This window comes from Luteimonas rhizosphaericola (assembly GCF_029888045.1).
Classification (GTDB): Bacteria; Pseudomonadota; Gammaproteobacteria; order Xanthomonadales; family Xanthomonadaceae; genus Luteimonas; species Luteimonas rhizosphaericola.
The window spans coordinates 77,234-100,765 of the sequence record NZ_JARXRN010000006.1 but is presented as its reverse complement, the minus strand read 5'-3'; the positions used below and the strand labels follow the sequence as shown (position 1 = coordinate 100,765).

19 protein-coding genes are annotated in these 23,532 nt (G+C 73.7%); 7 read left to right on the top strand and 12 right to left on the bottom strand.

Annotated features, from left to right (window positions below; translation table 11 throughout):
* The first annotated feature begins 373 nt into the window (after positions 1-373).
* The gene (locus QFW80_RS00540; protein ID WP_280598938.1) at positions 374-970 is read left to right on the top strand and encodes a hypothetical protein; all 597 of its coding nucleotides are present in this window, start codon (positions 374-376) and stop codon (positions 968-970) included.
* Between the two features lie 88 nt (positions 971-1,058).
* Here QFW80_RS00540 and QFW80_RS00535 read toward each other — a convergent pair whose 3' ends face one another.
* The 4 genes from QFW80_RS00535 to QFW80_RS00520 form a co-directional block, all read right to left on the bottom strand.
* Positions 1,059-2,243 carry a glycoside hydrolase family 16 protein gene (locus QFW80_RS00535; RefSeq protein ID WP_280598936.1) on the bottom strand — a complete coding sequence of 395 codons (1,185 nt, stop codon included), beginning with the start codon at positions 2,241-2,243 and terminating at the stop codon, positions 1,059-1,061.
* 30 nt (positions 2,244-2,273) lie between these two features.
* On the bottom strand, positions 2,274-2,699 hold the full coding sequence (locus QFW80_RS00530; protein WP_280598944.1) for a ketosteroid isomerase-related protein: 426 nt from the start codon (positions 2,697-2,699) through the stop codon (positions 2,274-2,276).
* Positions 2,700-2,867: 168 nt separating this feature from the next.
* Complete coding sequence (locus tag QFW80_RS00525) at positions 2,868-3,479, bottom strand: YdcF family protein (protein WP_280598934.1); 612 nt, start codon at positions 3,477-3,479, stop codon at positions 2,868-2,870.
* Positions 3,476-4,441 (bottom strand): pyridoxal-phosphate dependent enzyme, encoded by a 966-nt coding sequence (locus QFW80_RS00520; protein ID WP_280598933.1) that lies wholly within the window; start codon positions 4,439-4,441, stop codon positions 3,476-3,478. The genes QFW80_RS00525 and QFW80_RS00520 overlap by 4 nt, the downstream gene beginning before the upstream one ends.
* Positions 4,442-4,564: 123 nt before the next feature.
* Here QFW80_RS00520 and QFW80_RS00515 point away from each other — a divergent pair, with 123 nt between their 5' ends.
* Together QFW80_RS00515 and mnmG are read left to right on the top strand one after the other, a co-directional pair.
* Positions 4,565-5,242, top strand: coding sequence for a hypothetical protein (locus QFW80_RS00515; RefSeq protein WP_280598931.1), 678 nt, complete (start codon positions 4,565-4,567; stop codon positions 5,240-5,242).
* A gap of 471 nt (positions 5,243-5,713) precedes the next feature.
* Positions 5,714-7,633, top strand: coding sequence for a tRNA uridine-5-carboxymethylaminomethyl(34) synthesis enzyme MnmG (gene mnmG / locus QFW80_RS00510; RefSeq protein WP_280598929.1), 1,920 nt, complete (start codon positions 5,714-5,716; stop codon positions 7,631-7,633).
* Between the two features lie 17 nt (positions 7,634-7,650).
* Here mnmG and trxC read toward each other — a convergent pair whose 3' ends face one another.
* From trxC to QFW80_RS00485, 5 genes are all read right to left on the bottom strand, one after another.
* Positions 7,651-8,091: a thioredoxin TrxC gene (trxC, locus tag QFW80_RS00505; RefSeq protein ID WP_280598927.1), complete on the bottom strand. Its 441-nt coding sequence runs from the start codon at positions 8,089-8,091 to the stop codon at positions 7,651-7,653.
* A gap of 82 nt (positions 8,092-8,173) precedes the next feature.
* Positions 8,174-11,491, bottom strand: a complete 3,318-nt coding sequence (locus QFW80_RS00500; RefSeq protein ID WP_280598925.1) for an efflux RND transporter permease subunit — start codon at positions 11,489-11,491, stop codon at positions 8,174-8,176.
* 1 nt (position 11,492) lies between these two features.
* Positions 11,493-12,566 carry an efflux RND transporter periplasmic adaptor subunit gene (locus QFW80_RS00495; RefSeq protein ID WP_280598924.1) on the bottom strand — a complete coding sequence of 358 codons (1,074 nt, stop codon included), beginning with the start codon at positions 12,564-12,566 and terminating at the stop codon, positions 11,493-11,495.
* A 14-nt stretch (positions 12,567-12,580) separates the two neighbouring features.
* Positions 12,581-12,784: a YgaP family membrane protein gene (locus tag QFW80_RS00490; RefSeq protein WP_280598923.1), complete on the bottom strand. Its 204-nt coding sequence runs from the start codon at positions 12,782-12,784 to the stop codon at positions 12,581-12,583.
* Between the two features lie 46 nt (positions 12,785-12,830).
* Complete coding sequence (locus QFW80_RS00485) at positions 12,831-14,102, bottom strand: NAD(P)/FAD-dependent oxidoreductase (RefSeq protein ID WP_280598922.1); 1,272 nt, start codon at positions 14,100-14,102, stop codon at positions 12,831-12,833.
* A 165-nt stretch (positions 14,103-14,267) separates the two neighbouring features.
* Here QFW80_RS00485 and QFW80_RS00480 point away from each other — a divergent pair, with 165 nt between their 5' ends.
* Both QFW80_RS00480 and QFW80_RS00475 read left to right on the top strand, forming a co-directional pair.
* On the top strand, positions 14,268-14,678 hold the full coding sequence (locus tag QFW80_RS00480; RefSeq protein WP_280598920.1) for an ArsR/SmtB family transcription factor: 411 nt from the start codon (positions 14,268-14,270) through the stop codon (positions 14,676-14,678).
* Positions 14,679-14,736: 58 nt separating this feature from the next.
* Entirely contained in the window at positions 14,737-15,096 is a 360-nt protein-coding gene (locus QFW80_RS00475) for a carboxymuconolactone decarboxylase family protein (protein ID WP_280598918.1), read from the top strand.
* Between the two features lie 13 nt (positions 15,097-15,109).
* On the opposite strand, the gene QFW80_RS00470 is transcribed toward QFW80_RS00475, so the two are convergent.
* Positions 15,110-15,295, bottom strand: coding sequence for an oxidoreductase-like domain-containing protein (locus QFW80_RS00470; RefSeq protein WP_280598917.1), 186 nt, complete (start codon positions 15,293-15,295; stop codon positions 15,110-15,112).
* A 147-nt stretch (positions 15,296-15,442) separates the two neighbouring features.
* On the opposite strand from QFW80_RS00470, the gene QFW80_RS00465 reads away from it, so the two are divergent.
* Positions 15,443-18,445: a two-component regulator propeller domain-containing protein gene (locus QFW80_RS00465; protein ID WP_280598916.1), complete on the top strand. Its 3,003-nt coding sequence runs from the start codon at positions 15,443-15,445 to the stop codon at positions 18,443-18,445.
* Between the two features lie 537 nt (positions 18,446-18,982).
* Here QFW80_RS00465 and QFW80_RS00460 read toward each other — a convergent pair.
* A complete protein-coding gene (locus QFW80_RS00460; protein WP_280598914.1) occupies positions 18,983-21,352 on the bottom strand; it encodes a Tex family protein in 2,370 nt (789 codons plus the stop codon).
* Positions 21,353-21,473: 121 nt separating this feature from the next.
* Complete coding sequence (locus tag QFW80_RS00455; protein WP_280598913.1) at positions 21,474-21,851, bottom strand: putative signal transducing protein; 378 nt, start codon at positions 21,849-21,851, stop codon at positions 21,474-21,476.
* 157 nt (positions 21,852-22,008) lie between these two features.
* Here QFW80_RS00455 and QFW80_RS00450 point away from each other — a divergent pair, with 157 nt between their 5' ends.
* Positions 22,009-23,349, top strand: coding sequence for a sialidase family protein (locus QFW80_RS00450; protein WP_280598911.1), 1,341 nt, complete (start codon positions 22,009-22,011; stop codon positions 23,347-23,349).
* Positions 23,350-23,532: the final 183 nt, after the last annotated feature.

Here is a 23,532-nt window from a genome sequence, read left to right as displayed (position 1 = left end):
CGCACCCGGGGACCACCTCGCAACCGCATCGCACGCGCCTCGACCCCGGATGCGGCCTGCGGCCTTATCCGGGCTACGCGTCCCGCGCTCGTTCACCCGCGTCGCCCGGGTAAGCGCAGCGCACCCGGGGGCCACTCGCCCTCGCCGCCGCGTATGCCGCGCCTCGCGCCTCCGGGGGTCGCCGTCCGGCCCGCACCCGGATGCAGTCGTCCGTCTGATCCAGACGACGGGCCCGTCACCGGTGCGGTCGTCCGACCCGCCGCCGTCCCGGAGGCGGGCGCGAGCGCCAAGGGCACCGCCGCCGCGCGGCAGGGCCGTGATTCAGACCATCCCGCATAGACTTTCCGCGCTCCCGTCGCCGGAAGACGCCCTGATGAAACCGCTGATCGCCGCGCTGTGCCTGTCGCTCCTGCCCGCGCTCGGTGCGCAGGCGCAGTCCTCGCGCGTGGACCTGTCGGGCATCGATCCGCTGCAGGTCATCGCCGGTGCCAACGACGTGCTGCTGCGCGCGCCCGATGCCGACATCGACCGCCTGTTCAAGGCGGTGCATTTCGCGTCGCGCAACGAGCGCGAGGCGCGCGGCCTGTGCGCGCTGTTCGAACCCGATGCCGACCGCAGCCTGGTCGGCCTGCAGCGCGCGGCCAATGCGCTCGGGCCCGACAGCCGCACGCGGTTCGTGGACGCGGTGACCGCGGTCGCCGTCAACGGCCTGCAGGGCACGCCGCAGGCCTGGGATCCGGCCGTCGGCGAACAGGCGCTCAAGGCCGCGACCGTCACCGGGATGATGCTGCACGACGGCTTCATGCTCGGCCTGACCGGCACCGGCCGCGACGCCGCCAGCCGCGACGCGCGCTGCACCGCCTTCCGCCAGCTGGTGGACGTGCTCCATGGCTTCGAACTGGACCGCCGCGCGGCGGCGACGCGCTACCTGCTCAGCGAGGGCCTGGCCCGGTACGGCAGCGAACTCTGAGGCCGTTCGGCGGGTCGTCGCCGATCGGAGCGGGTCGCGGTCGCGCGGCCGTCGGCGTCAGCACGACCCTGCACGCCGCGGGTGTCCGTCAGCGGGGCGTGCGTGCCGGCCCCCGCGGGGTCGCCCCGGTGTCCCGGTTCGCATCCGCGCAGGCGGGCGCATCGGTGTGCCCATCCTCCCGGCTGCACGCGGTCGCGCGCGCGTCGCCTGCCGTCGCGCCACCCAGTCGCAGCAGGGGCGCCAGCAGCGGCCGCGTCGACGTCTGCGCTGCGGATTCTGCTGAAGGCGTGGAGAGGGAAGTCCCGCGTGGCGCAGGTGCAGGCGCCGGCGACCGCGCGGCCCGCGGCGGCGCCAGCGGCTGCGATCCGCTGCGGCGGATACGCGGCGGCGCGGCCTGGTACACCCGCACCCAGTCCACGTACATGCGCTGCGGGAACACGCTCGAGCTGTCCGGACTGCCGGGCCAGCTGCCGCCGACGGCGACGTTGAGCAGCAGGAAGAACGGCTGGTCGAACACCCACGGTCCGCGCGCCTCGACCTGGGCGCGGGTGCGGCTGTAGAACGGCTGGCCGTCGACGAACCAGCGGACGCCGGCCGCGTCCCATTCCACCGCGTACACGCGGTAGCGCGCATCGGCGCGTTCGCCCAGGTCGTAGGTGCCGCTGAAGGGCGTGTTGCCCGAATAGCCGGGTCCGTGCAGTGCGCCGTGGGTCAGCGTCGGCTCGAAGCCGACGTGTTCCATGATGTCGATCTCGCCGCTGTGCGGCCAGCCGACCTGGCCGAAGTTCGAGCCCAGCATCCAGAACGCCGGCCAGATGCCCTGGGTCTGCGGCAGGCGGATGCGGGCCTCGACGCGGCCATGCCGGAACTCGCGCTTGCCGCGCGTGATCATGCGCGTCGAGCTGTACTGGCACGTGCCGTACCAGCAGCTGGCGCCGGCCGGCGCGCCGCGTCGCGCCTCGATCACCAGCACCCGGCTGCCGGCCAGCGCATCGTGCTGGATGAAGGCGTTCTGGCCGTCGGTGTAGTGCTGCAGTTCCTGGTTGCCCCAGCCGTGGCCGCCGGTCTCGAAGGTCCAGTCGGCGGTGTTGGCGGTGTCGAACTCGTCCGACCAGACCAGCGTGTCGAAGGCGCTTGCGGCCGGCGTCGCGGCCATCGCCACGCGCGGCGGCGCCGCGGTATTGCGCGCAGTCGTGGGTGCGGCGCAGGCCACGGAGGACAGGCAGGCCAGCAGCAGCGCGGCGCGCAGCGGGGCGGAGCGGGGAGCGGTCATGCGTCCTCCGGGCGATGCGGTCGAGGGTCGTCAGCGCACCTGCGCCAGCCAGTCCTGCAGGTTGTAGTAGTTGCTCACGCGCGCGATGCGGCCATCGCGGATGTCGAAGAACGCGCCGCCCGGCAGCGAGTAGCGCTGGCCGCGTGCCGGCGGCAGCCCCTCGTCGTCGGCCAGGTATTCGCCGTCCACCACGTACTCGGCGGCCGCGCGCGCGCCATCGGCGGTCGCCATCACCACGATGTCGCGCAGCTGCTCGCGGTAGCAGCGGTCCATCCGCGCCATGAAGGCGGCGAAGGCCTCGCGCCCGGTCTCGCGCGCGCCCTGGTTGAGGTCGTGCTCGACCCCGTCGTCGAGCAGCGCCAGCATCGCGCCGCGGTCGCCGCGGTTGAAGGCCGCGTAGTAGGCCAGCACCAGTTCGGTGGCGCGGTCGTGGAGGCGGTTGCCGTCGATGCGCATCGCGTGTCCCCGGGCGCGCGTCGATTCGCGCAGTGGCATCATAGCGTGCCGGGTCCGGCGCTCCGGACGTCTGCGCCCGATGCCGGCGCGGGCGGCGTCGGCGTGCCGATGACAGGCGCGAATGCGCACGCGAAGGCTGGCGCGCATCGCGGCGCGATACCTGCACAGCTACTGCGGCGCCACCACCAGGTCGCGATGGAAGAAGTACACCTCGCGGGCGAGGAATTCCCAGCGGGTGCGGAACGAGCGGAAGCGCGTGCTCGGCGTCGGCGAGCCGACCGCGTCGATGCCCAGGCCGCGGCACAGGCGCAGCGCGCGCGCCATGTGCAGCGGATCGCTGACGACGATCGCGCGCCGCAGCCCGTGCTCGAGCATCAGCCGGCGCGCCTCGAACAGGTTCTGGTAGGTGGTCTGCGAGGTGGACTCGATCAGGATCGCGTCCTCTGGAATGCCGGCGCGGATCGCGTAGCGGCGCGCCACCTGCGATTCGGCGAAGCGCGCGCCGCTGCCGCCGTAGCCGCCGGTGAACACCAGCCTCGGCGCGAAGCCGTCGCGGTACAGGTCCAGGCCGTGTTCGATCCGGGCCCGGAACACCGGCGAGGGCACCGCGTCGTAGGCCGCGGCGCCGAGCACGATGATCGCGTCCGCGGCCGAGGCCTGGTCGCGCTCGCCGCTCCAGTGGATCCACGCCGCCACGCCGCAGATCCACGCCAGCGCGAGCAGCAGCAACCGCGCCAGCCAGCGCAGCAGCGGCCGGCGGGGGCGGGCCGGCCGCCTCACGGCGTCACCCGCGGCAGGGTGTCGGGGTCGACGTTCCCGCCCGTGAGCACGATCCCGACCCGGCGCCCGGCGAAGCGGGCCGGCTGTGCCAGCACCGCGGCCAGCGCGATCGCCGAGGACGGCTCCACCAGCAGCTTGAGCCGGGTCAGCAGCAGGCGCATCGCCGCGCGCGTGTCGGCGTCGTCGACCGCGATCACCTCGGCGCCGTAGCCGTGCAGGATGCGGAAGTTCGGTTCGCCCAGGGTGCCGCGCAGGCCGTCGCAGATCGTGTCGGGGACGAAGTCGACATCGCGCACGCCGCTGCGCAGCGAACGCAGGGTGTCGGCCGCGCCGGCGGGTTCAGCCAGCACCAGCGGCAGCCCCGGCGCGCAACCGGACAGCGCCAGCGCCGCGCCCGCCGCCAGCCCGCCGCCGCCGACCGGGACCACCAGCACGTCGAGCCCGGGTGCGGCGGCCAGCAGTTCCAGCGTCGCGGTGCCCTGGCCGGCGATCACGCGCGGATCGGCATAGGGGTGGACCAGGGTGGCGCCGGTGGCCGCCTGCACCTGCCGGCACATCGCCTCGCGCGCGGCGATCGTCGGCTCGCAGCGGTGCAGCACCGCGCCCTGCGCCGCGATCAGGGCCAGCTTCGGCGCCGCCGCGCCCTGCGGCGCGACCACGTGGCAGCCGATGCGGCGCCGACGCGCCGCCAGCGCGAGCGCGGCGCCGTGGTTGCCCGAGGAATGCGTGACCACGCCGCGCGCGGCCTCGGCATCGGACAGCGAGAACACCGCATTGCAGGCGCCGCGGAACTTGAACGCGCCGCCGTGCTGCAGCGGTTCGGCCTTGAACAGCAGCGAGGCGCCGGCCGCCTCGTCCAGCGCATCCGCCCGCAGCACGGGCGTCGCGCGCACATGCGGCGCGATCCGTGCCGCCGCGTCCAGTACGTCGTCGAACTGCGGAAGCGGCGTGCTGGCGGGCATGGCCGACAGCCTAGCCGATCGAAGCCAATCGTGTTCAGGAAGCACAACGCGCCGCCGGAAAGGTTAAGCACGGATTCAATGCCCCGCGCCGATGCTGGATCCTCGCAGAACGGGGGATCCACCATGGTCCGCAGGTTTTTCATCGCGCTGGTGGCCCTGGCCGCCCTCTCCGGGTGCGCCACCTACAGCTCCTCGCGCGGCTACGGCTACGGAGACGGCGACTACTACCACGGCGGCGCGTCCGACTATTACTACGGACGTCCCTATGGCTCGCTGAGCCGCAGCGGCGGCAGCTGGTACGGCGGGGTCGGCTACGGCTACCCCTATGTCGGCGGCTACGGCGGTTACTACCGCCATTCCTACTACTCGCCCTACTACGGCGGCTACGGGTATGGCGGCTGGCCGTACTACTACCCGCGCCCGCCCCGGCCGCGCCCGCCGCACCGGCCCGACACCCCCGAACCCCCGCAGGCGGGCGACCGGGTGACCGGCGGCAACCTGCCGCCGCGCCGGCGCAGCGTGCCGCAATCCCAGCCGCAGCAGGCGCAGATGGCGCCGCGTCCGATTCGGCGCGAGATGGGGCAGCCGCTGTCGCGACCGTCCGTGCGCCCGGGCTCGCAGATGCAGCCGCAGCCGGTGCGTCGGGTGCCGTCGCGCCCGATGGCGCCGTCGCCGGCCCCGCGGATGGAGCCGCGCGCGGCCCCGCGACCGGTCATGTCGGCCCCGCGCCAGGAGCCGCGCAGCGCGCCGCGGATGGAGCGCCGGTCGATCTCGCGACCCGACCGACGGCAGGAGGAATAGGGTCCGGACCCCTTGCACACCGCCCCGGGGACGTTCAAGCTAACCGGGCTGACCGGTTGCGTCGGATTCCGACGTAACCGGTCCTGAAAGAGACAAAAAAGCGTTCCGCTTGTCGACACCCGGCGGGGGATACCGGATCCCCCCTGTTCCGCTCCCGCCGGGCGTCGGCGCCTCTTCCGAGGCGCCGGGCGCCGCCCCCTTGTGACGCGGTGCCCATGCAAAAGAATGGGGCCGGATGTCCCCCGACATCCGGCCCCTTTGCTTCCCCGGGTTGTGCATGGCCAGCCCTGTTCCAATCTCCGGCCGCGCCCCCCTTGACGCTTGCCATCCCGGGTGCAGGGAAACAGATCGCAGGAAGCGTGCCAACTTTCGCGCCGATCCGCCCTGGCGGCTTGCGCGCCGCGGCCCGGCCGCGAACAATTCCAGCGCATTCCGCCATTCCACGCGCCGCCCGCGCATCGTCCCGCACGCATGTCCCACGACTTCCACCGCTACGACGTCATCGTGATCGGCGGCGGCCATGCCGGCACCGAGGCCGCGCTGGCGTCCGCACGCGCCGGCGCGCGCACCCTGCTGCTGACCCACAGCATCGACACCGTGGGCGCGATGAGCTGCAACCCGGCGATCGGCGGCATCGGCAAGGGCCATCTGGTGCGCGAGATCGACGCGCTCGGCGGGCTCATGGCCAAGGCCGCCGACGCCGCCGGCATCCAGTGGCGCCGGCTCAACGCGTCCAAGGGGCCGGCAGTGCGTGCCACGCGCGCGCAGGCCGACCGCGCGCTGTACCGCGCCTTCGTGCGCCATGCGGTGGAACACCAGCCCGGGCTGACCGTGTTCCAGGCCGCGGTCGACGACCTCGTCATCGAGGGCGACGCAGTGCGCGGCGCGATCACCCAGACCGGCCTGCGCTTCGACGCGCCGGCGGTGGTGCTGACCGCCGGCACCTTCCTGGCCGGCAAGGTGCATATCGGCGAGACGCAGTACGCCGCAGGGCGGATGGGCGATCCGCCCGCGACCACGCTGGCGGCCAGGCTGCGCGAGCGACCGTTCGTGGTCGATCGCCTGAAGACCGGCACCCCGCCGCGCATCGACGGCCGCACGCTCGATTATTCGACGATGGTCGAGCAGCCCGGCGACGATCCGCGTCCGGTGTTCTCGTTCACCGGCTCGCGCGAGGACCATCCGCGGCAGGTGTCGTGCTGGATCACGCACACCACCGAACGCACGCACGCGATCATCCGTGACGCGCTGCACCGCTCGCCGCTGTACTCCGGGCAGATCGAGGGCATCGGCCCGCGCTACTGCCCCAGCATCGAGGACAAGGTGGTGCGCTTCGCCGACAAGGCCAGCCACCAGGTGTTCGTCGAGCCCGAGGGGCTGGGCGTGGTCGAGATCTATCCCAACGGCATCTCGACCTCGCTGCCGTTCGACGTGCAGTTTGAACTGGTGCGCTCGATCAGCGGCTTCGAGCGCGCGCACATCACCCGCCCAGGCTACGCGATCGAGTACGACTTCTTCGATCCGCGCGGGCTCAAGGCCTCGCTGGAGACCAAGGCGGTCGCCGGGCTGTTCTTCGCCGGCCAGATCAACGGCACCACCGGCTACGAGGAGGCGGCGGCGCAGGGGCTGCTGGCGGGCGTCAACGCCGCGCGCTTCGTGCGCGAATTGCCCGCGTGGTCGCCGCGCCGCGACCAGGCCTACCTGGGCGTGCTGGTCGACGACCTGATCACCCACGGCACCAGCGAGCCCTACCGCATGTTCACCTCGCGCGCCGAATACCGGCTGCAGCTGCGCGAGGACAACGCCGACCTGCGGCTGACGCCGGCGGGCCGCGAGCTGGGGCTGGTGGACGACGCGCGCTGGTCGCGGTTCGAGGCCAAGCGCGAATCGGTCGAGCGCGAGACGCAGCGACTCGGCGGGCTGTGGGCATCGCCGGCGAACGCCGCCGGCCGCCAGGCGGCGGAGGTGTTGGGCATCGAACTCAGCCGCGAGAACAGCGCGCTCGACCTGCTGCGCCGGCCGGAGCTCGATTACGCGACGCTGGTATCGCTGCCGGCGTTCGCGCCCGCGACGCCGGTGGCGGGCGAGGTCGCCGAGCAGGTCGAGATCGAGACCAGGTACGCCGGCTACCTGCAGCGCCAGCGAGACGAGATCGCGCGCGCCCAGCGCAACGAGGGCACGTCGATCCCGCACGGGTTCGACTACGCGCAGGTGCGCGGGCTGTCGGCCGAGGCGGCGCAGAAGCTGGAACGCGTGCGCCCGCAGACCGTGGGCCAGGCGCAGCGCATTCCCGGAATGACGCCGGCGGCGATCTCGCTGCTGCTGGTGCACCTGGTGCGCGACAGGCGCGAGGATTCGACCGGCGCCGCATCGCGCGCGGCGGCGCACTGAGCGGATCGCCGGCGCCCTTACGTCGGCCGGTTCGCCCGCGCCCAGCGCACGATCTCGCCCGCCGGCATCGCCCCCGATACGCGTGCGAGTTCCCGCCCGTGCAGGAACAGCGCCAGCGTCGGGATGCTGCGCACGGCGAAACGCGCGCCCAGCGCCGGTTCGGCCTCGGTATCGACCTTCGCCAGCCGCATGCCCGGCTCCAGTTGCGCCGCGGCGGCCTCGAACTGCGGCGCCATCGCCTTGCACGGGCCGCACCAGGGTGCCCAGAAGTCGACCAGCAGCGGCAGGTCCGCGCGCTGCGCATGGACATCGAACGAGGCCGCATCCAGCGCCACCGGCCGGCCCTCGAACAGCGCGCGCCCGCAGCGCCCGCATTTGGGCCGGTCGCCCAGGCGCGCGGCCGGCACGCGGTTGAGGGCCGCGCAGTGCGGACAGGCGACGCCGAGCAGCGCGTTCACGGGCGATCCCCGGCGCGCTCGCGTGCGGGGTCGCGGGCAGTCCCGCACCGGCGTGCGGGGGTGGGGTGGGGCGGGGCGATGGTCATGTCGGTCCGTTCCGGAGCGTCGGGGCCTGCTCGCCGGGCGCATCGGCCGCCGGCGCCGGCGCCGGCGGCGTGGAGCGGGCGCGCCGGCGGGCGAGCAGCCCGTAATACAGCAGCGGGATCACCAGCAGCGTGAGCACGGTGGACACCAGGATGCCGAACACCAGCGAGATCGCCAGCCCGTTGAAGATCGGATCGTCGAGGATGAAGAGGGCGCCGCCCATCGCCGCCAGCGCCGTCAGCGCGATCGGCTGCGCGCGCACGGCGCAGGCATCGATCACGGCGCGCTCCAGCGACTGCCCGCATTCGAGCAGGTGGTTGATGAAGTCCACCAGCAGGATCGAGTTGCGCACGATGATGCCGGCCAGGGCGATCATGCCGATCATGCTGGTGGCGGTGAACTGCGCACCCAGCAGCGCATGGCCGGGCATGACCCCGATCACGGTGAGCGGGATCGGCGCCATGATCACCAGCGGCACCACGTAGTCGCGGAAGTAGGCCACCACCAGCAGGTAGATCAGCACCATGCCCGCGGCATAGGCCAGGCCCATGTCGCGGAAGGTCTCGTAGGTGATCTGCCATTCGCCGTCCCACTTGATGCCGAAGCCGCTGGTGTCGGGGGGCTGGCGGACGAAGAACTGCGACAGGCGCTGGCCGTCGACGAACGCATCGGAGACCTGGCCGACCAGGTCGAACATGCCGTACAGCGGGCTGTCGGCCGCGCCGCTCTCGTCGCCGGTGACGTAGACCACCGGCAGCAGATCCTTGTGGTGGATGGCGCCGTCCCAGCCCGTGGTCTCGACCCGCACCAGTTCCGACAGCGGCACCAGCTGGCCCGCGCCGCCGCGCACGGCCAGCTGCAGCAACGCGTCCAGCGAGGCCTGGTCGGTGACCGGCAGGCGCAGGCGGATCGGGCGCGGGTACTTCGACCGCCCGTCGACCAGCCAGCTCGCGTCCAGCCCCGACAGGCCCGCCGCGATCGCGTCGGCGATCGCCGCCTGCGGCACGCCCAGGCGCGCGGCGCGGACCCGGTCGATGACGATCGCCTCGCGCCGCGCGTCCGGCGCCTCGACGCTGGTGTCGACGTCGACGATGCCAGCGGTCGCGCGGAACCGCTGCTCCAGCGCGCGGCCGATCGCGCGCTGGCGGGCATAGTCCGGGCCGTACACCTCGGCCACGATCGGCGCCAGCACCGGCGGCCCCGGCGGCACCTCCACCACCTTCACCGAGGCTACATGGCGCGCACCGATCGCCGCCACCTGCGGCCGCAGCGCCGCGGCGATGTCGTGGCTCTTGCGGCTGCGCGCATGGCGGTCGACCAGGTTCACCTGCAGGTCGCCGACGTTGGCGCCGGCGCGCAGGTCGTACTGGCGCACCAGTCCGTTGAAGTTGATCGGCGCAGCGGTGCCGGCGTAGCCCTGGTAGTGCAGCACTTCCGGGGTGCGGTCGAGCACGGTCGCCAGTTCGACCAGCAGCGCACTGGTGTCTTCCAGCGTCCGGCCCTCCGGCAGGTCGACCACGATCTGCAGCTCGGACTTGTTGTCGAACGGCAGCATCTTCAGCACCACCAGCTGGACCACCGCCAGGCTCGCGGCCAGCGCCACCAGGCCGGCCATCGCCAGGAACAGCAGGTGCCGCCGGCGCGCGCCCCTGCCGGCGTCCAGGAACGGCGTCATCACCCGCTCGAACAGCCGGTGCAGGCGCGCGGCCATGGTGCCCTCGGCGTGGCCGTGGGCGTCGCCGTGTTCGTTCGCCGGCGCGGCGTGCCGGCGCAGCAGCCTGAGCGACAGCCAGGGCGTGACCACGAGTGCGATCAGCAGCGACAGCAGCATGCCCACCGAGGCGTTGATCGGGATCGGCCGCATGTACGGCCCCATCAGCCCGCTGACGAAGGCCATCGGCATCAGCGCGGCGATCACGGTGAAGGTGGCCAGGATGGTCGGGCCGCCCACCTCGTCCACCGCCGGCGGGATCGCCTCGCGCAGCGTCCTGCCGCCCTGGGCCATGTGCCGGTGGATGTTCTCGACCACGACGATCGCATCGTCGACCAGGATGCCGATCGAGAAGATCAGCGCGAACAGCGACACCCGGTTGAGGGTGAAGCCCATCGCCCAGGAGGCGAACAGCGTCGTCGCGAGGGTCAACACCACCGCGCTGCCGATCACGATCGCCTCGCGCCAGCCGAGCGCGAGCAGCACCAGCAGCACCACCGAGGCCGTGGCGAAGGCCAGCTTCTTGATCAGCGTCCGCGCCTTGTCGCTCGCGGTCAGGCCGTAGTCGCGCGTGATCTCGACCCGCACGCCGTCGGGAATCACCTCCCCGCGCAGGGCGTCCACGCGGCGCAGCGCGGCGGCGGTGATGTCGGCGGCATTGCTGCCGGGCTTCTTGGCGATGGCCAGGGTCACCGCCGGGGCGGTGCCGCTGGCGGGTCCATCCCGCCCCGGCGGCGCGCCGTGCCAGGCGTAGCGCGTCGGCACGTCGCCGGCGTCGGTGACGGTGGCCACGTCCGCCAGCCGCACCGGCTGGCCGCCGGCGATGCCCAGCACCAGCGACGCGACCTCGGCGCGGTCGGCCAGGAAGCGGCCCGCGGTGACCTGCGACACGCCGTCGCCGCCGACGCGCTCGCCGGCCTGGCGGGCGAGGTTGGCCGACCGCAGCGCCCCGGCCAGGTCGTCCACGGTCAGCCCGTGGCTGGCCAGGCGCGCCGCATCCAGCTGCACCATCACCGCGCGGTCGGGCGCCCCGATCGTGAACACGTCGCGGGTGCCGGGAATGTGCTTGAGCTCGGTCTCCAGCGTGTGCGCCACCTCGGCCAGGTCGGCGGCGCCGCGCGACGGATCATCGGTCCACAGCGTGAGCGCCATCACCGGCACGTCGTCGATGCCCTTGGGTTTGACGATCGGCTGGCCCACCCCGAGCCCGGGCGGCAGCCAGTCCTGTTTCGAGAACACCTTGTCGTACAGGCGCACCAGCGCCGGCTGGCGCTGCACGCCGACCTCGAACTCCACCGTCAGCACCGCCATGCCGGGCCGGCTCACCGAATAGGTGTGCTTGACCTGCTCGATCTCCGACAGCGCCTGTTCCAGCGGCCAGGTCACCAGCTGTTCGACCTGGCGCGCATCGGCGCCGGGGAACGGCACGATGACATTGGCCATGGTGACGTCGATCTGCGGCTCTTCCTCGCGCGGCGTGATCAGCACCGCGACCGCGCCCAGCAGCAGGCCGACCAGCGCCAGGATCGGCGTCAGCGGGCTGGCCTGGAAGGCATGCGCGAGGCGCCCGGCGAGGCCGGGACGCGCGCCGGTTTCCTGCGCCATCTCAGTCGGTCCCGCGCGCCGCGACCAACGCCTGCAGCGCGGCGACCGGGTCGATGGCGACGGTCTCGCCGGCGCGCAGGCCCGCGATCACCTCGACCGCGTCCGCCTCGCGTGCGCCGGGCCGCACCTGCCGCAGCGACAGCCGGCCCTCGGCCAGCACGTACACCGCGCTCACCTCGCCCCGCTGCACCAGCGCCGTTGCCGGGACGCGCGGCAGGGCGGCGCCACGCACCGCGGGGAACGCGACCCTGGCCGTCGTGCCGGGCTGCGGCGGCGCCTCGAGCGGCGGCAGCACGACGCGCACGCGCACCGCGTGGGTCGCGGCATCGGCGGCGGGGAATACGGTGACCTCCCCGATCTCGATCCGCCGGCCGTCATCGAAGGTGACCACTGCGCGCGGATCGGCGCGGAGCGCTTCGGCCTCGGACTGCGGCACGCGCACGTCGATGCGCAGGTCCCCCGGCGCGAACACGCTCACCAGCGGCTGGCCGAGGCCGACGCTCTCGCCCGGTTCGACCGCGCGCGCGCCGACGATCCCGGCATACGGTGCGCGGACCGTGGTGTAGGCCGCCTGCTGTCCGGCATCGGCGACCCGGGCGCGCGCGGCGTCGCGCGCGGCGACCGCCGAATCGCGCATCGCGCGCGTCTGGTCGAGCTGCGACGCCGAGACGTAGCGGGCCTGCGACAACTCGAGGTAGCGGCGGTAGTTGCCCTCGGCCTCGGCGGCGGCGGCCTCGGATGCGCGCAGCTGCGCGCGCGCGGCATCGACGCCCGACTGCTGTTCCACCGCGCTCAGGCGCACCAGCACTTCGCCGGCTGCGACGCGGTCGTTCACGTCGCGCAGCACGTCGGTCACGCGGCCGCTGGTCTGCGCGGTCAGGGTCGCCTGCCGCACCGCCTCGACCACGCCGTCCCAGGCGCGGCCGTCGGCCGGCGCGCCGGCGGCGACCGTCACCGTCCGCAGGCCGTCGATCGCGGCGGTCGGCGGTGGCTGCGCGGGTTCGCGCGTGCCGCAGCCGGCCAGGGCGGCGGCCAGCAGCAGCGGACCTGTGCGGCGTGCGGCGGAGAGCGGCATGCGCATCGGCGTGGTCACCGGAAGGCGCAGCCGCCGGGCACGCCCAGCCGGCGCAGCACCATCGCCGCCGGGCAGAAGCCGGTGATGCTGGACTGCAGCAGGTTGGCGCCGACGAATACGGTCAGCCACAGCCACAGCGGCGAGACGAAATGGGCAAGGGCGACGCTGGCGAGGATCATCACGCCGGCGAAGGCGAGTACGGCCCGGTCGAGGTTCATGGAGACGCTCCTGGAAGGGGTGGGGGTGAGGGGTGGGGGGCGTCGCTCAGCGCGTGCGCCGGATGCCGAGCAGCCTGAGGACGTACTTCTCGTACACCGGCTCGGTGCGCCCGGTCTTGATCTTCATCAGGAAGTACTTCTCGAAGGCGATCTTCGCCATGTGCACCCACCTGCCGCGCCGGGCCCAGGTGACATTGCGCGGCGGCATCTGCGGCAGCGCGACGAAGGCCACCCCGGTATCGCCCATGTCGGCCAGGCAGATCGCGTTCCAGGTCGCTTCGGTGGTGGCCGGTTCGCCCGCGATGTCGGCCCGCAGGTTGCGCGCCACGGTGGACACCATCGACTCGATCATGAATCCGGTCTTGGGCGCGCCGGTGGGCACCGGGGTCGGCTCCACCGGCGGGATGGCGACGCAGACGCCCAGCGCATAGACGTTGGGGAACGCGGGATTGCGCTGGTGGCGATCGATCGCGACGAAGCCGCGCGGATTGCACAGGCCCTCGATCCCGCGCACCGCATCCACGCCGGTGAACGCGGGCAGCACCATCGCGTACTTGAACGCCAGCACGTGCGCCTGCTTCGGCTGCCCGGAATCGTCCATCTCGGTGACGTCCATCTCGCCGGCGCGCACCGCGGCGATCTTCGCGTTCGTGATCCAGCGGATGTGGCGCTGGCGCAGCTCCGATTCCATCAGGCCCTTCGAATCGCCCACGCCGCCCAGGCCCATGTGGCCGATGTAGGGTTCGGGCGTGACGTAGGTGATCGGCACGCGGTCGCGCAGCTTGCGCTTGCGCAGGTCGCGGTCGAGGATCATCGCGAACTCGTAGGCCGGACCGAAGCAGCTGGCGCCCGCGGCGGCGCCCACCACCACCGGACCCGGCGATTCCAGGAAGCGCTCGTAGGCCGCCCGGGCCTGCGCCGCGTGCGCGGTGGTGCAGATCGAGTGGGTGTGGCCGCCGTCCGGTCCCAGGCCCGGGACCTCGTCGAACGCGAGCCGCGGACCGGTGGCGATGACCAGGTGGTCGTAGTCCAGCGTGCGCCCGTCGCGCAGGCGCACGCGGTTGTGCCCGGGCTCAACGCGCTCCGCCCCCGCGGCCTCGAACCCGATGCGGTGGTGCGCCAGGCGCGGCGGGACCTGCACCTGGATCTCGTCCGGCGTGCGCCAGCCCACCGCCACCCACGGATTGGACGGGGTGAACGAGAACAGCTCGCCCTCGCCGACCACCGTGATCGTCGCGTCCTCGTCCAGCAGCTCGCGCAGTTCGTAGGCGACGCTCATGCCGCCGATGCCCGCGCCCAACACCACGACATGTGCCATGACCGTGCCCTCGCGCGTGGTGGCCCGCGGCCACCTCTATGGTTGATTTCTAAATTAGCAAAATCTAATATACATGTCAATCGACGCCATGCGCGATCGCCAGGGCGCTTGCCCGTGCCGGCCGCGCGTGGCGCAATGCGGCCCTTTCATCCATGAGGAACGCCAATGGCGGCTGCCCCCGGCAATCCAGGCTTCGATCTCCAGGCCATGCAGGCGCACGCGGGCGACGCCGCCCGGCTGCTCAAGGCCCTGGCCAACGAGCGCCGGCTGCAGGTGCTGTGCCTGCTGGCCGGCGGCGAGCGTTCGGTGGGCGAACTCAACGAGCTGCTCGACCTGAGCCAGTCGGCGCTGTCGCAGCACCTGGCGGTGCTGCGCGAGGAGCAACTGGTGGACACCCGGCGCGAGTCGCAGACGATCTACTACGCGCTGGCGCCGGGGCCGGCGGCGGCGGTCATGCAGACGCTGCACGGCATCTACTGCGCGCCGCCAACGACGCGGCGCAAGGCGCCCACCCGGCCCGCGCGCGCGCCGTCGTCCCGAACCCCGCCGGCGGGACGTCCGCGCCGGTCCGGATAACGCTGGCGCGCGCGTCGCACCGCATTCCCCGCATCGCCCACCCTCGCAGGAGCCGACCATGCCGAGCCGATCCTTCACCGACCTCACCCGCGACACCTCCCGCCACCTGGCGCCGCTGCGCACCCACAACCCCGACGTCATGCAGGCCTTCGGCGCGCTCAGCAAGGCCGCGCTGGCGCCGGGCGAACTCGACGGGAAGACCAAGGAACTGATCGCGATGGCGATCGGCGTGGCCAGTCGCTGCGACGACTGCTTGGGCTTCCATGCGAAGGCGCTGGTGCGCCTGGGCGCGACCGCGGGCGAGTTCCGCGAGATGCTGGGCGTGGCCGTGTACATGGGCGGCGGCCCGTCGCTGATGTACGCCGCGCACGCGCTGGCGGCGTTCGAGGAATTCTCCGCCGCCGCGCAGGGGGAGTGAGCCGGCGCGCGCCTCAGCCGGCGCCCGGGTGCCGCTGGCGCCAGCGCGCGAGCCGCTCGCGGTAGTCGCGCATCGCCTCGGCGTGCAGGTCGTGCACGCACGGGTCGCAGCCGCCGTCGCAGCAGTCCGAGGGCAGCGGCGGCTCGGGCGGCAGCGGGCGCGGATCGTCGTCGGCGGGCGTGGACGTGTGCACGACCATCGGCTCGGGAAGGTGTGGACCATCATGGTCGCGCACCCGGAGTGTGCGCGGCGTCTCGTTGTACGCCTGCGCATGCAGGCGCGACGGACGGCGCGGTGATCGCAGCGGCTAGACTGTGAAGACGTGAACAGGGGCACGTTGCAGGGCATGCCACGATCGAGTGCATCCAGGCTGGCCGCGCGCGCGCGCCGGCCACGGCGCCTGCGTGCGTTCGCGTGCCTGTGCGCCTGGGCCTGGCTTGCATGCGCCGGGCAGGCGGCCGCGCTGGATCCATCGCTCCCGGTCGAGCGCTACACCGTGACCCGCTGGAGTGCCGACGACGGGCTTCCGCACAGCCAGGTCCACGACATCGCGCAGGCACGCGACGGCCATCTGTGGCTGACCGGCTGGGAAGGCACCTCGCGCTTCGACGGCACCGCGTTCGTCGAAGTCGACGGACTGCGCCATCCCGACGGGCGGCCGCTGGCCTCGCGCATGCTGTGGCGCGATGCCGAGGACGGCCTGCTGGCCGGCATCGACCACCTCGGCCTCGCCCGGGTGGCGCCGACCGGCGCGATCGCGCCTGCCTGCACCGGAATGCGGGTCCAGGCGGTTGCCCGCCTGGCCGCTGGCGGCGACGGACGCCCTTGGGTGGCCGCGCGCGACGGGCTGTACCGGCTCGCGCCCGATGGCCGCTGCGAGCGCGTGGCGGGCAGCGAAGTCGTGTCCGCGCTGTCGCCGCTGTCGTTGCTCGAACACCCCGACGGCAGTCTCTGGATCGGCCACCCGCGCGGGCTCTCGCGCTGGCACGCGGGGCGCCTAGAAGCGCTCGGCGACACGCTGGGCCTGCCCTCGGGCGAGGTCCGCGCGCTCGTGGAGACCGATGACGGCGACACCTGGATCGGCGGCGACGCCGGTGTCTGGCGGCTGCGCGCGGGACGGCTCTCGCGCCAGCGCGCCGAACGCGCCGAGGCGCTGCTCCAGGACCGGCGCGGCGCGCTGTGGGTGGCCGCCACCGAGAGCGCGGTGCTGCGCCTGTGGAACGACCGCTGGGAGCGGCTGGACGCCCGCCATGGCGTAGCCGGATACGCCACCGGCGCGCTGTTCGAGGATCGCGAAGGCCTGCTCTGGTTCGGCACCACCCACGGCCTGTTCCGGATCGCCGACGGCCCGGTCTGGGCGCTGGGCGAACGCCAGGGCCTGCCGACCGGCTACGTGCGCAGCGTGCTGCAGACCGCGGACGGGCAGGCCTGGGTGGGCCATTCGCTGGGGCTGTCGCGCATCCGCGACGGCCGACCCGAACCCGTGCTCCCCGCGCCGGGCCAGGCGCCGACGTCGGTGCTGTCGCTGGCGCGCGCAAGCGACGGCGGGCTGTGGGCGGGCACCTACAACCGCGGCGTGCTGCATGTCGACGCGGGACCGTCCGCGGCGAGCCGCCCGCTGCTGCCCGCGTCCGCGCCCCTGGCCACCGCCCAGGTGCGCGCGCTGCTCGAGGCGCCGGATGGCACCCTATGGATCGGCACCGAACAGGGGCTGGTCGCGTGGCGGGACGGCACGCTGGACCCGGACCCGCTGCCCGGCCTGCCGCGCCTGCCGGTGCGTGCGCTGCACCTGGGCGCCGACGGCACGCTGTGGATCGGGCAACTCGGCGGCCTGGCGTGGCGCGAGCCGGGCGGGCGGCTCGTGGTCCCGGCGACCGAGCGCGACTACCCCGCGCAGTCCGCGTTCGATTTCCTGCCCGAGCCCGACGGCGGCCTGTGGATCGCGAGCGACCGCGGCCTGGTCCTGCATCGCGACGGCGGCTGGCGGCTCTACGGCCGCCCGCAGGGGCTGCCGGGCAGCAGCGTGTTCCGGCTGCTGCTCGACCGGGCCGGCCACCTGTGGGCCAGCGGCAACCACGGCGTGATCCGGATCGCGCGCGAAGCGCTGCGCGCGTTCGACCAGGGCGACGAGACACGGCTGGACCTGCAGGTGTTCGGACGCGAGGACGGCGTACCCAGCCGCCAGGCCAATGGCGGCAGCGCCCCGGCCGGCTGGCGCATGGACGATGGCGCGCTCTGGTTTCCCACCGCGGCCGGCATCGCCGTGTTCGATCCGGACCGGGTGGCGCACGCGCTGCCGGGCGACGTGCCGCTGGCGATCGAAGGCCTGCAGGTGGACGGCGTCGATCGTCCGGTGACCGCGGACGTCGTGCTGCCGGCCGCGGCGCGGGTGGTGATCCGCTATGCCGGCGTCCACCTGCGCCATCCCGGTGCGCTGCGCTACCGCTACCGCATGCACGGGCTCGACCGGGACTGGATCGAGGCCGGGCAGGCGCGCGCGGTGACCTACACCAACCTGCCGCCGGGCCGGCTGCGGTTCGAGGTGCAGGTGGCGCGCGCGCCGGCCGACTGGGCGCACCCGGCCGGTCGCGCGCAGATCGTGTTCGACGTGGCGGCGCCGTGGTGGACGCGGCCGTGGATGGCGCTGCCCGCGCTGTTGCTGGTGCTGCTGGCGTTGCTGGGCCTGCACTACGCCCTGGGGCGGCACCAGCGCACGCGGCAGCGGCGGTTGGAGGCGGAAGTGGCGCGCCACACCGCGCGCCTGCGCGAGAGCAACCGCCAGCTGGAGGAGGCCTCGCGGGAACGCGAGCAGCTGATGGAGCAGCTGCTGCACCAGGCCAGCCACGATCCGCTGACCGGGCTGCCCAACCGCCGCGCCAGCGACCAGCAGCTCGCGGCCGCGCTGCAGCACGCCGACCTGGTGCACGCGCCGCTGTGCGTGGCGCTGGTGGACGTGGACCGCTTCAAGCACGTCAACGACCGCCACGGGCACCACGTCGGCGACCGCGTGCTGGCGCGGGTGGCGCTGCAGCTGCAGGCTTCGTTGCAGCGCGGCAACGTGTTCGTGGGCCGCACCGGCGGCAAGGAATTCGTGGTGGTGCTGCGCGAGACCGCCTTGGACGACGCCGTGGCCGCGCTCGAACGCGCCCGCGCCGACGTCGCCGGCCTGCGGCTCGGCCCGGACCCGGCCGCGCCGATCGCCTGCACCATCAGCGCCGGCGTGGTCGAGCGCCGCGGACGGGAAGGGCCGGACCAGCTGCTGCAGCGCGCCGACGTCGCGCTGTACGACGCCAAGCGCCAGGGCCGCGACCGCGTCGTCGCAGGCGAACCCACCCGCGACCACGCGTAGCCCGGACAAGCGAAGCGCATCCGGGTCGCGGGATCTCCGGGCAAGGCGCACCTCCCCTTCGTGCCAGGGTCCGGCGCGGCGCGACACGCCCCGCCGAACCCGCCACGCAGCCGCGTCGCCCGGCCAAGCGCAGCGCATCCGGGTCGCGCGATCACTGGAGAAACTGCGCGCCAACTCTCGCCGTGCGCCGCAACCGACTCCGTGTGGCTCACCAGTGGGTCATCCACGTCGCCGCATCGCCAACGACAGGGCGAGGTGCATCCGCGATCGACGCGCCGGCCGGGGCCACGTGCGCGATTGGAATGCAAGGCAGGCGACGCGTGGCCTGCGCTCAAGGGTGGATGCGGGGTGCATGAAACGTGCGGGTGGATCCCGGATGCGCTGCGCTGATCGGGGCTGCGGCAGGGAGGCGTGCGCGCGATGGCGCGGCGGACGCCGCATGTGGTCGTCCGTCCCGCGCGTGGCGCGCGACCCGGATGCGCTGCGCTGATCCGGGCTACGTAGGGGCGGCGTGGCGGCGCGCGGTGCGGGCGCCGCCTAGCTGCGGCGGGCGCGGGCGAAGGCGTCGGCGAGGGCGTTGTTGGCCGGCGGCGCGGCCGGCTTCGGTGCGCCGCCCCCCGGCTTGCCGGACCGCGCGGACCCGCGCGACGGCCCCGCGTTGCGGGCGGCGCCCTCGCGGCCGCGGCCGTCATCGCCGCGCGGCTGCCGGGGCGCCGGGGCATCGTCCAGGCGCCGGGTCAGGGCGATGCGCTTACGCGCCACGTCCACCTCGAGCACCTTGACCTTGACGATGTCGCCGGCCTTGACCACCTCGCGCGGATCCTTGACGAACCGGTCGGACAGCGCGGAGATGTGGACCAGCCCGTCCTGGTGCACGCCGATGTCGACGAAGGCGCCGAACGCGGCGACGTTGCTCACCACGCCTTCCAGGATCATGCCCTCGCGTAGGTCCTTGATGTCCTCGACGCCGTCGGCGAACTGCGCGGCCCTGAATTCCGGGCGCGGATCGCGGCCGGGCTTTTCCAGCTCGGCGAGGATGTCGCGCACGGTGGGTTCGCCGAAGCGCTCGTCGGTGAACTGCGCGGGCTTGAGCGAACGCACGAAGCCCGCGTCGCCGACCAGCGCCTGGATCGGCCTGCCGGTGGCCTGCACGATGCGCTCGACCACGGGGTAGGCCTCCGGGTGCACCGCCGAGGCGTCGAGCGGCTCGTCGCCGTCGGCGATGCGCAGGAAGCCGGCGCACTGCTCGAACGTCTTCTCGCCCAGGCGCGGGACCTTCAGCAGGTCGCGACGGCGGCGGAACGGCCCGTTGGCATCGCGATGCAGGACAATGTTCTCGGCCACGGTGGTCGACAGCCCGGCCACGCGCGCCAGCAGCGGCGCGGACGCGGTGTTGACGTGCACGCCGACCGCGTTCACGCAATCTTCCACGCGCGCGTCCAGCGCCCGCGCCAGCTTGAACTGGTCGACGTCGTGCTGGTACTGGCCCACGCCGATCGCCTTGGGTTCGATCTTCACCAGCTCGGCCAGCGGATCCTGCAGCCGCCGCGCGATCGACACCGCGCCGCGCAGCGACACGTCCAGCTGCGGGAACTCCCTGGCCGCGAGCTCCGAGGCCGAATACACCGAGGCCCCGGCCTCGCTCACCACCAGCTTCTGCATCTTCAGCTCGGCGCAGCGCTTGAGCAGCTCGCCGGCGAGGCGGTCGGTCTCGCGCGAGGCGGTGCCGTTGCCGATCGCCACCAGCTGCACGCCGTGCGCGGCGCACAGTTTCGCCAGCGTGGCCAGCGACGCGTCCCACTGCCGCCGCGGCTCGTGCGGGTAGATGGTGTCGGTGGCGACCAGCTTGCCGGTGGCGTCGACCACCGCCACCTTGACCCCGGTGCGCAGGCCCGGGTCGAGCCCGAGCACGGACTTCGGGCCGGCGGGCGCGGCCAGCAGCAGGTCCTTGAGGTTGTCGCCGAACACCGCGATCGCCTCGGCTTCGGCGCGCTCGCGCGCCTGCGCGAACAGGTCGATGACCAAGTGCAGGTGCAGCCGCGCCTTCCACGCCAGGCGGCAGGCGCTGCGCAGCCACGCGTCCGCGGCGCGGCCCTGGTCGCGGACGCCCGCGTGCAGCGCCACGCGCCCTTCGGCGTACAGGTGCCCGGCCTCGGCGTCCGCGCCGGGGTCGAGATCGAGGGTGAGGAATTCCTCGCGCCGCCCACGCAGCAGCGCCAGCAGCCGGTGCGAGGGAATCTTCGCCAGCGGCTCGGCATGGTCGAAGTAGTCGCGGAACTTCTCGCCGGCCGCCTGCTTGCCGTCCACCACGCGCGCGCGGACGACGCCGGTGGCCTGCAGCCAGTCGCGCAGTTCGCCCACCAGCGCGGCGTCCTCGCCCCAGCGCTCGATCAGGATCGCGCGCGCGCCTTCCAGCGCGGCCTTCGCGTCGGCCACGCCCTTGTCCGGGTCGACGAACTGCGCGGCGAACTCCTCCGGCACGCGGGTCGCATCGGCCAGCAGGCCGTCGGCCAGCGGCTCCAGCCCCGCCTCGCGCGCGATCTGCGCGCGGGTGCGGCGCCTGGGCTTGTACGGCAGGTACAGGTCTTCCAGCCGCGCCTTGCTGTCGGCGGCCTCGATCTCGGCGCGCAGGACGTCGTCGAGCTTGCCCTGTTCGGCGATGCTGTCGAGGATCGCGGCGCGCCGGTCCTCGAGTTCGCGCAGGTAGGTCAGGCGCGTCTCCAGCGTCCGCAGCTGGGTGTCGTCCAGGCCGCCGGTCACTTCCTTGCGGTAGCGGGCGATGAAGGGCACGGTCGCGCCTTCGTCGAGCAGGGCGATGGCGGCGGTGGTCTGGGCGGGCTGTGCGCCGATCTCGTCGGCGATGGCGGAGGCGATCTTGCGCGCGAGCGCGGGGGAAGCTGACGGCATCGTTCGGTGTCGCGTGCGGCCATGGCGGCGCGGAGGCGCGATTGTGGCAACCGCGGGCGCGGGCCGGAACCCGTTGACAGCCGCGCACGCCTGGGGTGGCGTCGCGCGCTGCGGCGTGCGCTCAGGCCTCGCGCACGACCGATTCGCCGCGGGCGCGGCGCCGCCACGGCAGCGGCAGGCTGAGCAGCATGAACGCCAGCCAGGCCAGGCGGCTGGACGGCGATTCGCGGTCGGGCGCGTGCAGCTGCGCGTCGGCGGGCGCCTGGTCGTCGTCGATGGCGTACTCGCCGGCGTCCATGGCGCGCAGGATCGCGCGCGCGCGTTCGGCATCGGCCTCGGCCACCCGCACGCGGGTGCCGCCGATCGCCAGCCGCCATTCCCAGTTCGCGACCGACAGGTGCTCGTCGCCCACGTGCGCGTCGATGCCCTCGGACTGCAGCAGGCCGCGGGCGATCTGCGCTTCGATCGGATCGAGGTAGCTGGCGACGGTGGTGAACATGCCCGGGTCCGTGGCGCGCATGCGCCGGTGCAGGCGACAGGCTACGCTAGCGCGCGGACGCCGCGGTGAATGCGCGTCCGGCCGCCATCGCGCCGACGCGTGCGCGCATGGACGCGGCTCCATTCCCAAGCGCGGCTTCGCCGCAGGACCGAGCGCCATGATTCCAGCCAGCATCCCGTCCCGCAGTCTGCGCGCGACTGCCGTCGCGCTGGCGTTGGCGATCGCCGCGTGCGGCGGCGGCGAAGCCCCGCCCGCGACGCCGGCCGCCGCGGGCGACCTCGCCGCACCCAGCCGCATCGAACCCTGGACGCTGCCGCCGACCCTCCCCGGATCGGCCGCGCCCAGCCTGTCCGCGACCCCCGACGGCAAGCTGCTGCTGGGCTGGATCAATTCGCAGAAGGGACGCCGCCACATCTTCCAGTTCAGCAGCTTCGCGCCGGACTGGGGCCGCTGGATGCATGCGATGACCACGGTGGCGGTGGGCAACAGCCTGTTCGTCAACTGGGCCGACGTGCCGCACCTGGCGGCGACGCCCGATGGCGCGCTGTGGGCGCACTGGCTGCAGAAGAACGGCGACGCGCCGTACGCCTACGACGTGGTGCTCTCGCGCTCGCGCGACGGCGGCGCGAACTGGGCCCCGCCGGTGCTGGCGCACGACGACGGCACCCGCACCGAACACGGCTTCGTCTCGCTGTGGCCGCAGGGCACCGACGCGCTCGGCGTGGCCTGGCTGGACGGACGCCAGACCGCCGCCGTCGCGCAGGGCCAGGGCGGCCACGACCACGGCCCGGCGCAGGGCCACGGCGGCGGGCACGCGGGCGCGGGCGCGATGACGCTGCGCGCGGCGGTGTTCGATGCCCAGCTGCAGCCACGCGCGCAGGCCGAGATCGACGCCAGCGTCTGTGACTGCTGCCAGACCTCGGTCGCGATCACCGCGCGCGGACCGCTGCTGGTCTATCGCGGCCGCCGCGAGGGCGAGATCCGCGACATCTACGCCACGCGCTTCGACGGCAACGCGTGGCGCGCGCCGCAGGCGGTGCACGACGATGGCTGGATGATGCCCGCCTGCCCGGTCAACGGCCCGGACGTGGCCGCCGATGGCGAGCGCGTGGTGGTGGCCTGGTACACCGCCGCCGACGGCGCGCCCGAGGTGCGGATCGCGGCGAGCGGCGATGCCGGCGACCGTTTCTCCGCGGCGCTGACGCTGGACCGCGGCGAGGCGGTGCTGGGTCGCGCCGCAGTGGCGCTGGACGCGCGCCAGGCCTGGATCCTGTGGCAGCGCGAGGAGGCCGGCCGGCAGTCGCTGTGGCTGTCGCGGCGCAGCCCGGACCTGGCGACCGAATACGAACGGATCGAGATCGCACAGCCGCGTGGCGAAGGCCGGGCGACGGGCTTTCCGCAGCTGGCGGTGGTGGGCGGCGTGGCCCACGTGGTCTGGACCGACGTGGCCGCCGGCGCGCCGAACCTCGCGGGCGTGCGCGTGGTGCCGGCCGGGTGAGCCCTGGTTGCGACCGTCCCGCCAGCGAAACCGAAGCCGCCCGGCTCGAGTTCGCCTGCACGACAGTCGCCGCATCGGGCGTGGCCGGACGCGTGGACGCCGCCGCGGCCCGGCAGATCTCCGATGGCGCGCCGCCGCCGATGACCGCACGCCCGCCTGCGACCGGTCCGCGCCGGCCACCGT

What these genes read in the sequence shown, in the direction of transcription:
- QFW80_RS00535 (WP_280598936.1), bottom strand. Translation starts at nt 2,243, where the DNA reads ATGACCGCTCCCCGCTCCGCCCCGCTGCGCGCCGCGCTGCTGCTGGCC.
- QFW80_RS00455 (WP_280598913.1), bottom strand. Translation starts at nt 21,851, where the DNA reads ATGTTCACCACCGTCGCCAGCTACCTCGATCCGATCGAAGCGCAGATC.
- QFW80_RS00460 (WP_280598914.1), bottom strand. Translation starts at nt 21,352, where the DNA reads ATGCCGTCAGCTTCCCCCGCGCTCGCGCGCAAGATCGCCTCCGCCATC.
- QFW80_RS00475 (WP_280598918.1), top strand. Translation starts at nt 14,737, where the DNA reads ATGCCGAGCCGATCCTTCACCGACCTCACCCGCGACACCTCCCGCCAC.
- QFW80_RS00470 (WP_280598917.1), bottom strand. Translation starts at nt 15,295, where the DNA reads ATGGTCGTGCACACGTCCACGCCCGCCGACGACGATCCGCGCCCGCTG.
- QFW80_RS00500 (WP_280598925.1), bottom strand. Translation starts at nt 11,491, where the DNA reads ATGGCGCAGGAAACCGGCGCGCGTCCCGGCCTCGCCGGGCGCCTCGCG.
- QFW80_RS00465 (WP_280598916.1), top strand. Translation starts at nt 15,443, where the DNA reads ATGCCACGATCGAGTGCATCCAGGCTGGCCGCGCGCGCGCGCCGGCCA.
- mnmG (WP_280598929.1), top strand. Translation starts at nt 5,714, where the DNA reads ATGTCCCACGACTTCCACCGCTACGACGTCATCGTGATCGGCGGCGGC.
- QFW80_RS00450 (WP_280598911.1), top strand. Translation starts at nt 22,009, where the DNA reads ATGATTCCAGCCAGCATCCCGTCCCGCAGTCTGCGCGCGACTGCCGTC.
- QFW80_RS00515 (WP_280598931.1), top strand. Translation starts at nt 4,565, where the DNA reads ATGGTCCGCAGGTTTTTCATCGCGCTGGTGGCCCTGGCCGCCCTCTCC.
- QFW80_RS00480 (WP_280598920.1), top strand. Translation starts at nt 14,268, where the DNA reads ATGGCGGCTGCCCCCGGCAATCCAGGCTTCGATCTCCAGGCCATGCAG.
- QFW80_RS00530 (WP_280598944.1), bottom strand. Translation starts at nt 2,699, where the DNA reads ATGCGCATCGACGGCAACCGCCTCCACGACCGCGCCACCGAACTGGTG.
- QFW80_RS00485 (WP_280598922.1), bottom strand. Translation starts at nt 14,102, where the DNA reads ATGGCACATGTCGTGGTGTTGGGCGCGGGCATCGGCGGCATGAGCGTC.
- QFW80_RS00495 (WP_280598924.1), bottom strand. Translation starts at nt 12,566, where the DNA reads ATGCCGCTCTCCGCCGCACGCCGCACAGGTCCGCTGCTGCTGGCCGCC.
- QFW80_RS00520 (WP_280598933.1), bottom strand. Translation starts at nt 4,441, where the DNA reads ATGCCCGCCAGCACGCCGCTTCCGCAGTTCGACGACGTACTGGACGCG.
- QFW80_RS00490 (WP_280598923.1), bottom strand. Translation starts at nt 12,784, where the DNA reads ATGAACCTCGACCGGGCCGTACTCGCCTTCGCCGGCGTGATGATCCTC.
- QFW80_RS00540 (WP_280598938.1), top strand. Translation starts at nt 374, where the DNA reads ATGAAACCGCTGATCGCCGCGCTGTGCCTGTCGCTCCTGCCCGCGCTC.